The sequence below is a fragment of the Allomuricauda sp. ANG21 genome, assembly GCF_040705235.1.
Classification (GTDB): domain Bacteria; phylum Bacteroidota; class Bacteroidia; order Flavobacteriales; family Flavobacteriaceae; genus Flagellimonas; species Flagellimonas marina.
The window spans coordinates 957,064-971,030 of sequence record NZ_JBFCVT010000002.1 but is presented as its reverse complement, the minus strand read 5'-3'; the positions used below and the strand labels follow the sequence as shown (position 1 = coordinate 971,030).

Below are 13,967 nucleotides of genomic sequence, written 5' to 3'. Positions count from 1 at the left end.
GACCTCATATTATTGAGGTCTAGTCCTATTAAACAAACAGGTAAAGGGTAAAATAATTTACGCAATTGCCCTCCATATTATTTATCAATACTAACCATGAACACAGATATGTTATCTTTTTGGGAATTACCAAAAGCCAAACCTCATAGGAATAACATATACAAATGTTCTATAATTTTGTATGTTCTTATCTTGGGGTGCACTGAATCCGAGGAATTCTTGACCAAGAAAGGAACCCCTGGGTTTCAATTATTAACCCTCCAAGAAACGGGGATTACATTTAACAATCAAATCAAAGAAACACAGCAAAAAAATCATCTATTCTATAGCCAAATCTATAATGGAGCAGGTGTAGCCATCGGAGATATTAACAATGACGGTTTATCCGATGTCTTTTTCTCCGGCAATATGGTCAACGATCAACTGTACTTGAACGAAGGCAGTTTCAAGTTTAAGAATATCACGCAAACAGCAGGAATCGGGTCAAATCCTGGTTGGTCCATGGGAGTAACCATGGCCGATGTAAATTCCGACGGTTATCTTGATATTTATATTAGCAGAAATGGGGATTCCATGAATCCAGATGATCGGGCAAATCTGTTATATATCAATAATAAAGATCTCAGCTTCACCGAATCTGCACAAGTTTACGGATTGGCCGATAAGGGGTTCTCAACCCAAGCGATTTTCTTTGATATGGATAATGATGGTGATCTTGATATGTATCAGGTAAACCAGCCTCCTGACCCTAGATTGTTTTTACGCTATAAAATTCCAAGGTCAAGAGCGGTCTATCATCGGGATAAATTATATAGAAACGATGGCGGAAAATATAAAGAAATTTCTCAAAAAGCTACCCTATCGCAGTCACTGACCCATGGGCTTGGTGTTGTAGCAAGTGACTTTAACAATGATGGATGGACGGACCTGTATGTGAGCAACGACTACGATGAACCAGACTTTATGTACTACAATAATGGGGATGGCACTTTCAGCAATGTGATTGACCAAAAATTAAGGCACATTTCAAGGTTCAGTATGGGTGTTGATGCCGGAGACGTTAACAACGACGGTCATACCGATCTGATAACCTTGGATATGGCCGCTGAAGACCATTATAGATCAAAGACCAATATGGGCTCCATGAACCCAAAAGAATTCTTCCAGCTTGTGGAATGGGGCAAGCATCGGCAATACATGTTCAATACCTTGCAGATAAATTCCGGTGAGGGAAATTTCTACGATGTTGGAAATTTAGCCGGGATGGCAAAGACAGATTGGAGTTGGTCAGGATTGCTCGTGGACCTTGATAATGATGGCCTTAGGGACATTGTAGTCTCCAATGGGATTAAAAAGGACATCCGTAACAATGACTTTTTAAACAAGGTCAGCAAAAAGATTGAAAAAGGCCCCTTAAATCTTTTGGAAGCCAGCAAAGATGCCCCTTCCGTTCCCCTTCCCAATTACATTTTTAAAAACGAAGGGAGATTCCGCTTCAAAAAAGAGTCAAAAGAATGGGGCTTTGATCAATCCGGGTTTACCACTGGAATCGCTTATGGTGATTTGGACAACGATGGTGATATGGATATAATTACAAACAACATTGATGCCCCCGCATTTGTATACAGAAACACAACGGGTGGAAATTTCTTGAAGTTGTATTTTGAGGGACCGAGAGACAATTTGTTTGGTTATGGTGCCAAAGCACTCCTCTACCATAGTGGCCAATTCCAAAGTGCAGAGAATTATGTTTCAAGGGGTTACCTATCCTCTATGGAACCTAGCATCCTATTTGGTTTGGGAAATGAAAAGAAAATTGAAAGATTAGAGGTCCTATGGCCAGATGGCAAACGTAACATAATTGAAGACCCAATGCCCAACACCTCAATTGTGGTACGGCATAAAAATGCTGAAACCAACAAAGTAAAGGAAAGAGTCAAGTCCAAAATGTTTTCTGGCATAAATCCAACTTCCATCGGATTAAGGTTCGTCCATAAGGAAAATGAGTACAACGACTTTCAGGAAGAGACACTTTTACCGCACCGGTTATCCGAGAACGGCCCCTTTTCTGCCATTGCCGACATAAATGGTGATGGGCTTGAAGATGTCTTCATCGGTGGTGCCAGTGGACAATCAGGAAGGTTGTTCATCCAAAAAGAGGATGGCTCTTTTGCCCTGAACCCCTCACAGCCATGGGAAATGGAGAAAGAATCTGAAGATCTCGGGTGCATTTTCCTAGATGTGGATGGCGATAACGACATGGACCTTTTCATTGCGAGCGGTGGAAACGAGTTCAATCAGGGTTCCAAATTATTGGAAGACAGAGTGTATATCAATAATGGAGTGGGCACATTTCATCATGACAGGGATATACTTCCAGAAAAATATGTAAGCAGCCAATGTGCAAGGGCTTCTGATATTGACAAAGACGGCGATCTGGATCTGCTGGTGGGAACCCGCCTCGTTCCCGGCCGATATCCACATCCGGCAAGTAGTCACCTTTTTATAAACGAGGATGGAAAATATATAGACAAGACCACTGAAATTGCACCTGCCCTAGCCAATATAGGGTTGGTCTCAGATGCTACCTTTTCTGATATTGATGGCGATGGGGACATGGACATTCTTCTAGTAGGTGAATGGATGAACATTATACTTCTTGAAAATAGCAACGGTCACTTCGTGGACAATTCCGAGAAATGGGGTCTACAAAAAACAAAAGGGATATGGTGGTCCATTACTGCGGCGGATATCGATAACGACGGGGATGAAGATTTTGTAGTCGGTAATCTTGGGCTGAATAATAAATTTAAACCTACCAAAGCCCAACCTTTACGAATCTATGCCGACGATTTTGACAAAAATGGCACCAATGACATTGTGTTGGCCAAAGAATACAAAGACGCCTATGTTCCCTTACGGGGACGTGAATGTATGAGCAACCAAATGCCCTATATAGCTAACAAGTTCAAGGATTACCACAGTTATGCCTCATCTAAACTTACCGATATATTACCAGAAGAAAGAATTGGGAGCGCCGTACTTCATGAGATTCAAAGTTTGGAGAGTATTATTTTAATTAATACTGGAGATAAATTCATTCAAAAGCCGCTACCGACAGAGGCCCAAATATTTCCCATCAAATCATCCCTGACCGGCGATTTCAACAACGATGGGCATATGGACATTTTAGTCGTGGGAAATCACTATGGTGTAGAAGTCGAAACCATTAGGTATGATTCTGGATTGGGCTGTCTATTATTGGGGGATGGTTCTTCCAACTTTACCCCTATAGCACCAACAAAATCAGGAATCAACATCCCAAAGGACAGTAGACATATCAATTTGGTCCATCGATTATCGGGTGACCTTATATTGATCACGAACAACAATGATTCTCTTCAAATATATCAAAGGTAGAGCTTTTCGGATGGTTGACCCAAAAAGTATTTCCATGTATAATGCCATAAAGCAAAATTGAAATCATGATGTACAAAAATTTGATAAAGTCTTTATTGAAATCAGTTCTCTTGGTATTTTTCTTTTTAGGGCACAAAGCTCCTTGCAATGGTCAGGAACAGGGTATGAAACAATCCATTTCTGATAGTGTGCAACCCAACTCGAACAAGCGTTTAAAGGTAGTGTATTGCGAACGCCTTGCTAGGGTTACAGGAGCTTCCTTAAAGGACGAAGTATTGGCAAATCCGAACATGACACATCAAAAATATAATGTGGGCGGTACCGATTTGGGTATTTTTTGGAAAATGGACAATGGTAAGGTAGGATCTTTCTTTGGGGATACCTACGGAAGTGATTTTAAGGCCTCACCTAGAGGAGGTCCCAGTGGGGGATCATGGCGTTCCAATGTATTGGCTTTCTCCACAGATTCCATTTTGGAAGATGGCTTGACTTTTTCCACAATGTTGGCCAACTCCAAAGGTCACGCAAAGGAAGTAATACTAAGCGCCCATGACACTATAGGTACAGGAGATTGGACCTCCATTCCTACCGCGGCCATTAGCATTGCTGGCACAGAATATGTGCATTATATGAACGTCAGGTCATGGGATGCTCCAGGCGAATGGACCACCAATCATTCATCCATCTACAAATCAAATGATGAAGGCCATTCGTGGTCCAAGGTGAAAGGTGTCCATTTTAAGTGTGATAGCAAATTTGCCCAAATGGCATTTGCTAAAAAAAATGGCATGATTTATATGATAGGTACTAAATCTGGAAGAAAGGGCCCTGCTTATTTGGCCAAAGTGAGCGAGGAAAATTTCCCCAATCTCTCAAAGTTTGAGTATTTAGGGATGAAAAAGAAATGGGTCAAAGGGGATGATACAATGGCTGCCCCAATTTTTCCAGCACCCGTTGGTGAAATTTCGCTGATTTACAATGAAAAATTTAAACTTTGGATCACCCTATATACCAGGCATTCAAACAAAGATCAAAAAGTGGTTATGCGCACTGCCGAACATATCAATGGTGTGTGGTCTGAGGAAAAAATCATCGCAGACCCTGAAACCTATCCAATAATGTATGGATCATTTATGCATCCCAAAAGTATTACGGGAAGTGATATTTACTTTACCATGTCCATGTGGCAACCCTACAATGTTTTTCTGATGAAAGCATCCTTGGAACTTGAAAACTAAATTGCAAACACTCTAACAAATAGGAGACACAACTTATCTATGATTTTATATATCAGTCAATTTTATACCTTATTTAAGCGAACAAGTACCTTGATTCAGATAAAACCCATATTGCTCTCAGTTTTGGTTTTGGCTGGCTGTCAATCAAACAATCAAGATCCCTTTTTGGATATTGGTCGCACTGAGGCACCGTCTCTCTTTAAAAATTTGATAGAAAATATTGAGATAGAATCTTTGGGAGGAATAAATCCAAAAACAGGACTTGATATCATTGACAGCAGCACAATCCGAATCAATATAAATTTTACGGTCGATGAGCTTTTGAACGATGACGATTGGAAAGTTACCATTCGGCCATCGTTCCAACCAGATTTTCACTGGTCTCCCCATTTGACACCCACAGACAGCCATATTGTTCCCCAACATGTCTTTAGGGCACCGGCCATGATTATGACCGAAAAAGTGAACAATCAAAGATTGGCGGTTTTCCCTGAATTACGGTCAATTGCCGCATCCGGTCCCAAATGGTATATGGATTTGAATGCGGAAAACAACGAAATGATTTTAGGTTGGAGTAAATCAAAAGTTCAAGAACATGTTCTCTATGTCAAAGAGGGTGGTACCGTTTACAAGCCCGATGTCTATAATTTTTCATTTTATATAAAAGCAAGTAACACGTTGGACCAGACTAAGAACCCATGGCGGGATATCTTGGCCTTCTATTGGGATTCATTTGGTGAAAAACTATACAAAAAAAGGGAGCCCTTGGGAACTATAGATTTGGAAAAATATGTGGATCACACCTATCAATGGGCCTTTCAAGATTGGAAGGGTGTGGTATGGCAGGAATTCGAACTTAAGGGCAAAAAAGTTGGCGCACCCACTTTTATTGTAAATGTGAGTCAAAGCCCAAACTATGAAAAACCTCCTTTCGAGAGGGAATTCAAATCCATTTGGAACCAAGCATGGTTTAGTTCTTTGCGTTCCGCATCTGGCCTTTTCCGCTACGCAAAAAGAAAAAGAGATACCCTATTGATGGAAAAAGCCATCATGACCAAGGAATTGGCTTTGTTGTTCCCCCAAGAAAACGGTTTTTTCCCAGGAATAATCGCAACCAAAATGAAAGATACAACTGTTGAAGGAAGTACATTTCGTAAGTCCAAGGGATGGGATACCCACTATTTTGGAAACTCCAACCGTAATCCATTTATGAACCCTACACAAATTGAGGGTATTCATTGGGGCAATCCCGATGATTCCCCTTACCATATTTTGGACATGAGTTGGACAGCGAACCAAATGCTATTATGGTATATGGACCTGGAAAAGGATCCAAGATTGCTCGACTATGCCATAACCTATGCCGAGCAGCTCTTGGAACTACAAGATAAAAAAGGGTACTTTCCCGGATGGATTTCAGTAAGAACTCATGAGCCCATGGGAATTCTGGACCAATCACCCGAAACGGCCATGTCAGCTACATTTTTGTTCAATGCCTATAAAACCACCAAGAATACAAAATACAGGGATGCTGCACTAAAAGCAATTGATATACTCATCAAAGAAGTTGTACCAGTTGGAAGATGGGAAGACTTTGAAACATATTGGTCATGCTCCAGTTATGGAAACATTGACCTGGTCAACAAAAAAATTGGACGGAACAACATGTTCAAACAAAACAATTTATCCACTTTCTGGACTTCTGAGGCACTTTATGAGGCATTTCAAATTACAGGACAACAAAAATACTTGGATCATGGACAAGTTGTATTGGATGAATTGCTAATGACACAAGCCACATGGCAACCTCCCTATATGTATGTAAAAACCTTTGGAGGTTTTGGTGTTATGAATGCCGATGCAGAATGGAACGATGCTAGACAGAGCCTGTTCGCCGAACTGATCATTAAGTATGGAAAGGAATTGGGGTCCAAAGAGTATGTGCAACGTGGGCTTGCGGCACTTAGAGCCTCTTTTGTGATGATGTATTGCCCGGAGAACCCGCAGACCAAGACACAGTGGGAGTCCAAACACCCCCATTTTGGGAAAGAGGACTATGGATTTACGATGGAAAATTATGGCCATAATGGTACTACTTCAAAAGATGGCCTAGGCATTGGAGATTTTACCATTTACGATTGGGGCAATGGGGCTGCTTCAGAAGCGTATGGCCGTATCAGGGATCATTATGGAACTGATTTTATGATAGATAAAAACCCTTGATTGAAAAAAATATAAGTGCCTTTATTAAAATGTGCTAACTGATAATCGGCACAATCAGTACTATTCAAACCGTAATAGAACCAATCTTGTTCTTGATTGATTCTTGCGATTTGGGAATCCCGTATTCAGGACATTGTTGTGAGCACTGTCCCTTTCATATTCAGATTGGGAAAGATCTATGATCTCATTAAGCAATTTTTGACATTTTTCTTCTTTCCATTTAGGTATGGAAATGTTTAAAACCTGCTTTCCCTTTCCTTTTAAACTTTGGGCAATCTCATTTGGAGTATAGTTATAGAATTGCGCAGCTCTTTTGATCTGAACCTTGGTTGCCTCACTTATTTCCGGGCTATCATTAAGTGCCTTGGAGATGGTTGACGCTGAACACCCCAATAACTTGGCCATTTCCTTTAATGTAATACTGCACATCATTAACTAAAACTTTCTAAATGAACTCTCTGTTGACATCATACTTCCAAAAGGAAAATTTCAACAGAAACAAATTGAACAAGAGAAGTCTTTACTAACATGCAGAAAGCTGGTTTCCCAAAAATAAATTGGTTGAAACGTATTTATCAAGAAAGTAATGCTTAAAAGCGTAAACTTTCAAAAGGGAAAACCAACTTTGCATGCCTAACTAACTCAAACAACTAAATAAACTTACTTTTAATGCCCTGCTTTTCCATAAAATTCATTGCGCAGCAAGGTCATGTTATTTTGTGCGGAACATTCATATTCTTATTTTTCAATTGAACCAATAAAGGTTTCTGGGTCCAAAGGGCTGACCCCAAAATAAAATACAGATCCATTTTTAAAGGGTTCTTTCAATTCAAAATTTTCATATGAAATCCCTCCAGGGATTGGTGATTCACTGGCCCAATAGGCATATCTTCCATTCACCAATCCATTTAAATTGGGACTGGGGTTTAGTTTTTTCCAATATTGGGTAGCCTTCTGTCCCTTGTATTTCCAATGTTCTTTTGTATCCGAGGAATATGTAACAGCAGTAGGGTCATCCTCATTGGGTGCCGCTACAAAATAAACTGACCCATTCTTATCCTCCAACATATTGCTTACCGAGGTATAATCATGTGGGGTAAAATTGCTGTCCCTATAATCCGGCCACAATAACCATGATGATTTTATGCCATCTTTGAGATATAAATTTCTTAACCTTGCAAAGTTTCCCATGGTTGCGGTAAGTATAAAATTATCCAATGGGGCCGACTCCTCGGCAGTATAGGATGTAAGTTCAATCTCATAAGGGCTATCTTCATAAAACCGGACCCGGACATATACTTTGGCACCAGAATCAAATTCTTCTGAATGAACATAAAGTGTTAGGGCCTCCCTCCCATTGACCTGCTCTATTACCCCCGATGCACAATCTTGAACAGATCGAGGTTCAATGGCATCGGCTCTATTTGCACTCCAAAACCGCTTTCCCCTAACATTGTCAAGTGTACTGGGCTCCAATTCCGAGAAACCTCTTGAATCACCACCAGATATAATGGGTTCCAAGGCAATGAAGTTTATCATCTTCAACGAATCTGTACTTAGATTCAGGTAAGGCGCATATACACGCAAAAGTCCACGTGGCCCACCTGTCGGTGCAAGACCAATTCTGATACCGTCATGGTGTCCCCAGACAGGTATGCAGTCTCCTCCGTCAGCATTGGGCGTTATCCAATTATGTGAGTAGGTCTCTTGAGCATCTCCATCATTGGCCTTCTCATTCTTTGAGTTACAGGAATTCACAGATATGGCCAAGAGCGTCATACAAAATACCGGCATCGTGGTTTTTAATAATCTAGCAAATAAATTCAAAGTCAATATTTTTATAATTTCTATGGTTACCATAAATCTTTATTAGTTTTTACCAAAAGTTGGTCCCTCTGTATTTTTGACATTTGGTAAACGTTCTTTAACCTCGGGTAATTTTGGGAAAGGCATATGAGGTTCTGTCTGGTACCAATAGCCCACCGTATAATAATTATCAGACCTATGGTTGGCATGTCCATGCTCTATGGTCATTTTAATCGACTTGGTAAATGTTACCGGTGACTCATCATGAAAACGATAAACGGTCCACTGCGCCCCCCTATCATCACCACCGTTCAACGGGTTGCCATAGCTGTCATAAGCAAATTCAGGCTTATCATTGCCAAAAGGATTGATTCCGCATCCACCATAACACCAAGCTCCGAGATAATAATCTTCCGCTCCGGTTCCTTTAATCTGTGCATCCTCTGCACCATCTATGAATATCATTTCATCTCCTTCTCCCCACCAATCACCTTGATTTTGGATGATACTATGGGTTACACCAAGAAAATGTCCTTTTCCTTTAGCTTCCATAATCATGTAATTCCCTTCGCCTTTAGGATTTTTATGATTGTTGACAATAGAATCGCTATTACGTTCCCAATCATTTGTCCATCCGTCTGTTGGGGTTTCCTGCCTGTATTGTGCATGGAAATAAAGGGTTTCATCTGGCAAGGATTTATGTTTCTCCCAGTCGATGTTATAATAAAATGCACCTATGGCCTCATCTCCTTCATTGGTAATGGTAATTTTTGCGGATTTTTTAAAGGGCATAGGAAAATAGGCATTGAGTGCCCTTTGCGAACCCACAGAAGTAAATTTAGACTCATACAAATTGTATTTCCCCAAACCAAGCCCAAAAAAGTCCCCTATAGGGGTTTCAACACTTGGGTTGTTTTCACCATCCCAATAAATCCTGAGAACTATTTTTTTAAGATGATAGTATTCCCCACTCGCTATAGTAACCCAAATATGCTTGATAATTCCAGGCCCAATTACATCTCCTATAGTTCGAGTCTCTCCAGGCTTGATCTTGTTTTTCCAATTTCCATCGTCGTTAGCTCCAGTTACATCATAACTGGAAATACGTTGTATTGTATAATCCATAGGCATCCATAATGCCCCTTCCTCTTTTTGCTGAGAAAAAAGCGGATAAGTACACACCAAAAGGAGGATTGTTTGGATGTAAAAGGTTGTCTTCGAAATGCACATTCTATTCATAATAATTTATATTTCTGTTTGTTTAATCTCCAATAAAATTTTGAACCAATAACATAAATCCAATACTTTCTTTGACATAATAAAAAATGATTCTTTTTAGGAACCCATGTCTTTGGAACAAGCCGTACAAAATGCCAAAGTACAAGTTAAACGTTTAAGTATTTTTCAAAACTTAATTACTTGTAAAAGTAACAAAAATTATAATACCGCAATATTTAAACGTTTAAATTTATCAAAAAAACGTCTTTTTGGATTTATTTTTAAATTATATGTAGTTATGGTTTGCGTGAGAATTTTACAAAAAAGTAAAATGCAGTATAAGAATATAGCTTGCAAAAATCAAGACCTTCATCTTTGTTCTGAAAGGGTCGCTTAGTGGTATACTAAAGGTAGGTTACTCCCTTGAGAACCAAGGAAATTTCGGTGCCATCACATAGATGGGAAGAACTATTGAACAGGGAAGTCCTCGTTACAGGGTACGGTACATCTATAGCTCAAGGAATATCCTTGAATGTATATTCACTTCATATTCTTTCGTATTATAACTCAAAAATAAACGTACCCGTATTTTGGCAAAATATACCCTAAATAGCATAAAATAAGGAGTTAGGTTGAACTCAAACTTTTATGCTTTCGATGATTTTCCAAGTCATTAGTACGGTGGGAAATGAATAGGTACTGAATTGCCGACCTTTTAATAATAGAAATGATAGGGCTAACTTGATTTAAAGACCTATGATTTTCTCTTATTATTCAATTTTTAGTTCTCCGTTTGCATATTGTCGAAGTAACACTTTTGCTTCTTTCGATTTGCTTTCAGATAAAGTATTAAATGTCACGGTGCCATTCTGAATATACTCCGTCAATAAATCAACACTTTCCTCTAGTGTTATTAATCCTTTATCTTTTAGATAAGAAAAAAATCTTTGAAATTTCGTGTAACTGACATCATGCATTTTTCTTTTGTTTAAATTTTGGCTAATAATACTCAAAAGGGAATTGCCCGTAGGAACACCTTTCCTGTAATGATAGGCTTAATTTAAGTAAAAGGCTTCAATGAATTTTAACGCTGTTTTTCTTTAATTCTATTTAATTTTTCTTGATACTCTTCATCGCAAATAATTCCTTTTGCTTTTAAATTATCTAATTCCGAGACCAATTTCTCGTATTCTCTTTTTTTAGCTTTTCCTCTTTTCTAGATGCATTTTTTCTTACTGCTTGTTCTTTTTTCTCAACGAATTCCGACTCGGAGATAATGTCATTTCGCCTTAAAACATCCAGATTTTTTAGTGGGTTGGTTTTGTTTTCATAATATGACGCAATAAAAAATAATATAATAATTGCCGCAGAAGTCCCACCTCCCACAGTTAATATTTTATTTCTCTTCTTTACCCTGTGCGATGTAATTAACCCTACATAATTTGCATCCATGGGAAAGGCAGATGCTCCTCTATAATCTTCATTTGCATATTTTCTGTACTCGGTGATTGGAAACTGTCCGTTTTCAAACCTCTCAATAAGTGATTTGGCATTCATCTCATTCTTTCCAAAAAAGAACAAGGAAGTCCCGAGAACAACAATAAGTAGTAAAAGAATATATTGACCCAGTTTCATGGTTTTTTCAATTAACTAGGGCTTACAAAATTGCATAGTATGGTTTCTCTAATCGACAAATATTATGAATACTTTTAGCCAAGCTATGTCAATAAGTAAAAGGAGTTGGAATTTCAATCGGGAAATTCAGTAGTTTTTGCAAATTAACGCTGTTGTGGCATGTTATTGATATCCTTTAAATAATTCAATCGCTTTTAAGTATTTAATTCCGCCACTCAAAGTTTGGTCACGTAAAAAGCCATTCAAGTCTGGGTGATTTTCCTCAACCCAACTTACAAATTCATCTCTGCGTTTAATAAATTTTTCGACGTTGAAGGATACAGAAGTTCGTTCAACACTATTCTATCACCATCAAATAATATTGTCTCATTCATTATTATAGGTTGGTCGTGTAGAAAAGAAATTCTCTTATCAATTTTTGAAATCTTGGCTTTGACAATATCGTCATCTTTTTCGATTTTGAGGATTTCATAGGTCGGTTGGAAAACAGAGTCCCATTTCACCCATTCAGCGTATTTATTTTGGACATATTTTTGTTCGTATCCATCATCAATGGTTGTAAACTCTTCCGTAATTAATCCAGTCACTTTTGAGTGATTTGAATTGTCAATCGCAACATAAAACTTTTTCGCTATTTCAATTTTGTCTGTTTCTTTTTCAGCTTTTTCACATGATATATATGTGATTGTTGAAAGTAATAACAGTACTATTATTTTTTTCATTCCTTTTTTGGTTGGGTTAATCAGCTACAACATATTAATATGATTGTAATATACATCTATATACTTAATTGGAATGAATAGATGCAATTGAAGATATGATACCGGCGACCTTTAACCAAGCTTTCTTAAAACAGTAATCTTGAATTCTTTCTCATACCTAAAACATGGGGATTTACGCTCTGACCAAAACTTGTTTAAAAGTTTCTTATCCGTCTTCCAACACAAAGCTTTCTTGGAACTTTGTGGGAATACTTTAAATGGTATTTGGTAGTGGTCAAATTTTAAGGGGTCCTTAATAAAAGAAGCCCTTTGTTGTTTTCCGGGTCATCGTAAAACAGGGTTGTGCCCAGGGACTTCCAATCAGGACACCTTCGTCCACAGTCGCTTAACTTTCCGTACGCTCCCTTGCCAATGGGTCAGATGGCATTCCCAAGGGCTCCAATGGAACCTGTCAAGGCCAAGACAGGTTTTGTTCGCAAATAGGGATTCCCCTGCCTTGAAAACCTCAAGGTTTTGCTATGTTGCGGAGCCTCCCGATTTCCGTCCAAAAGCCTTGACAGAACCCCCTTCTTTTATTGTGCGATGCACGTAAGAAGCAAACAAACACCCCCTTAAAATTTGGGAACAATTGAACAAAGTATAAGGAGGATTTATTAATCCTGTCTGCCGACAGGCAGGCATTTAAATGCTTTTTATCATGAGTACATTAAGAAACAAAGTGCAGTTGATCGGAAATATGGGACAAGATCCCGTGATCACCGATCTTGAAAACGGAAAACGCGTGGCACGTGTGAACTTGGCCACCAACGAGCACTACAGGAACAAACAAGGGGAACGGGTGACCAATACCGAATGGCACACCCTTATCGGATGGGGAAAGCTGGCCGACATCATCAAAGAATTTGTGGACAAGGGCAAAGAGATTGCCGTAGATGGAAAATTGACCTCCCGTTCCTATGAGGACAAGGAAGGGAACAGACGTTATGTGACCGAAGTGGTCTTAAGTGAGATTTATTGTTGGGAGATAACAACGATTGATCGGGTCAGGGGTGCCCATGGGAAATAGGCGTCCCTTTCTTTATCTATCCATAATTAAGAGTAAAATGGAACATAGAGTCAACGAAATACGAATCAGTTACCATGAGAAACCCAGCACCTTGAAATCCCTCTCGATCACCAATTCCAATGATGTGGGGAGATTGTTGTTCGAGAACTGGGATACCGATACCATAGGATTGCACGAGACGTTCAAGATCCTATTGCTCAACCAATCCAATAAGGTCAAAGGGATCTATCCCTTGTCCATTGGAGGTATCACAGGAACCTTGGTGGATATACGAATCCTTTTTGCAATTATCCTAAAGACCCTTTCCGTGGGGATAATCCTTACCCATAACCATCCCTCTGGGCAGTTGAGGGCAAGTGAACAGGACAGGCAATTGACCCAAAAGATCAAACAGGCTGCACAGCTTTTTGATGTAAAGGTCTTGGACCATATCATCTTGGCACCCGATGGAAGCTATTTCAGTTTTGCCGATCATGGTTTGATGTGATCCATATGGAAATGGCAAAAAAACAATGGATGCCAAAACCGGCCATAACGACCCAATCATTATGATTGGGTTTTTCTATGTTCAATAGATTGAATTCCATACCTTTAAAAACAGTTATGAACAATACCCGAAGTACGGCAATCCCATTGATT

The 13,967-nt window shown here is 39.2% G+C and carries 10 protein-coding genes; 5 read left to right on the top strand and 5 right to left on the bottom strand.

Translation table 11 applies throughout. The annotated features are described in order from the left end of the window. Window positions 1–177 precede the first annotated feature (177 nt). The 3 genes from AB1A65_RS06675 (at window position 178) to AB1A65_RS06665 (ending at window position 6,881) form a co-directional block, all read left to right on the top strand. Window positions 178–3,420 carry a VCBS repeat-containing protein gene (locus AB1A65_RS06675; protein ID WP_366586988.1) on the top strand — a complete coding sequence of 1,081 codons (3,243 nt, stop codon included), beginning with the start codon at window positions 178–180 and terminating at the stop codon, window positions 3,418–3,420. A gap of 65 nt (window positions 3,421–3,485) precedes the next feature. After that, window positions 3,486–4,658 (top strand): DUF4185 domain-containing protein, encoded by a 1,173-nt coding sequence (locus AB1A65_RS06670; RefSeq protein ID WP_051947252.1) that lies wholly within the window; start codon window positions 3,486–3,488, stop codon window positions 4,656–4,658. A 207-nt stretch (window positions 4,659–4,865) separates the two neighbouring features. Next, window positions 4,866–6,881, top strand: a complete 2,016-nt coding sequence (locus AB1A65_RS06665) for a pectate lyase (protein ID WP_366586986.1) — start codon at window positions 4,866–4,868, stop codon at window positions 6,879–6,881. 60 nt (window positions 6,882–6,941) lie between these two features. On the opposite strand, the gene AB1A65_RS06660 is transcribed toward AB1A65_RS06665, so the two are convergent. The 5 genes from AB1A65_RS06660 to AB1A65_RS06640 all read right to left on the bottom strand — a co-directional run bounded on the left by AB1A65_RS06660 (window position 6,942) and on the right by AB1A65_RS06640 (window position 12,262). After that, window positions 6,942–7,313: a LacI family DNA-binding transcriptional regulator gene (locus tag AB1A65_RS06660; RefSeq protein WP_081894304.1), complete on the bottom strand. Its 372-nt coding sequence runs from the start codon at window positions 7,311–7,313 to the stop codon at window positions 6,942–6,944. Window positions 7,314–7,619: 306 nt separating this feature from the next. After that, on the bottom strand, window positions 7,620–8,675 hold the full coding sequence (locus tag AB1A65_RS06655) for a hypothetical protein (protein ID WP_366586984.1): 1,056 nt from the start codon (window positions 8,673–8,675) through the stop codon (window positions 7,620–7,622). A gap of 75 nt (window positions 8,676–8,750) precedes the next feature. Next, the gene (locus AB1A65_RS06650; RefSeq protein WP_197062575.1) at window positions 8,751–9,812 is read right to left on the bottom strand and encodes a glycoside hydrolase family 172 protein; all 1,062 of its coding nucleotides are present in this window, start codon (window positions 9,810–9,812) and stop codon (window positions 8,751–8,753) included. 1,257 nt (window positions 9,813–11,069) lie between these two features. Further along, a complete protein-coding gene (locus tag AB1A65_RS06645) occupies window positions 11,070–11,540 on the bottom strand; it encodes a hypothetical protein (protein WP_036382248.1) in 471 nt (156 codons plus the stop codon). Between the two features lie 272 nt (window positions 11,541–11,812). Beyond that, window positions 11,813–12,262, bottom strand: a complete 450-nt coding sequence (locus AB1A65_RS06640; protein WP_036382246.1) for a hypothetical protein — start codon at window positions 12,260–12,262, stop codon at window positions 11,813–11,815. Window positions 12,263–12,959: 697 nt separating this feature from the next. Here AB1A65_RS06640 and ssb point away from each other — a divergent pair. Together ssb and AB1A65_RS06630 are read left to right on the top strand one after the other, a co-directional pair. After that, a complete protein-coding gene (gene ssb, locus AB1A65_RS06635) occupies window positions 12,960–13,328 on the top strand; it encodes a single-stranded DNA-binding protein (RefSeq protein WP_051947249.1) in 369 nt (122 codons plus the stop codon). A gap of 37 nt (window positions 13,329–13,365) precedes the next feature. Further along, entirely contained in the window at window positions 13,366–13,815 is a 450-nt protein-coding gene (locus tag AB1A65_RS06630; protein WP_036382244.1) for a RadC family protein, read from the top strand. Window positions 13,816–13,967 lie beyond the last annotated feature (152 nt).

Excerpts from the sequence above, each read along its gene's own strand:
- AB1A65_RS06670 (WP_051947252.1), top strand. The coding sequence starts at position 3,486 with ATGATGTACAAAAATTTGATAAAGTCTTTATTGAAATCAGTTCTCTTG.
- AB1A65_RS06660 (WP_081894304.1), bottom strand. The coding sequence starts at position 7,313 with ATGATGTGCAGTATTACATTAAAGGAAATGGCCAAGTTATTGGGGTGT.
- AB1A65_RS06655 (WP_366586984.1), bottom strand. The coding sequence starts at position 8,675 with ATGCCGGTATTTTGTATGACGCTCTTGGCCATATCTGTGAATTCCTGT.
- AB1A65_RS06650 (WP_197062575.1), bottom strand. The coding sequence starts at position 9,812 with ATGGATTATACAATACAACGTATTTCCAGTTATGATGTAACTGGAGCT.
- AB1A65_RS06645 (WP_036382248.1), bottom strand. The coding sequence starts at position 11,540 with ATGAAACTGGGTCAATATATTCTTTTACTACTTATTGTTGTTCTCGGG.
- AB1A65_RS06640 (WP_036382246.1), bottom strand. The coding sequence starts at position 12,262 with ATGAAAAAAATAATAGTACTGTTATTACTTTCAACAATCACATATATA.
- ssb (WP_051947249.1), top strand. The coding sequence starts at position 12,960 with ATGAGTACATTAAGAAACAAAGTGCAGTTGATCGGAAATATGGGACAA.
- AB1A65_RS06630 (WP_036382244.1), top strand. The coding sequence starts at position 13,366 with ATGGAACATAGAGTCAACGAAATACGAATCAGTTACCATGAGAAACCC.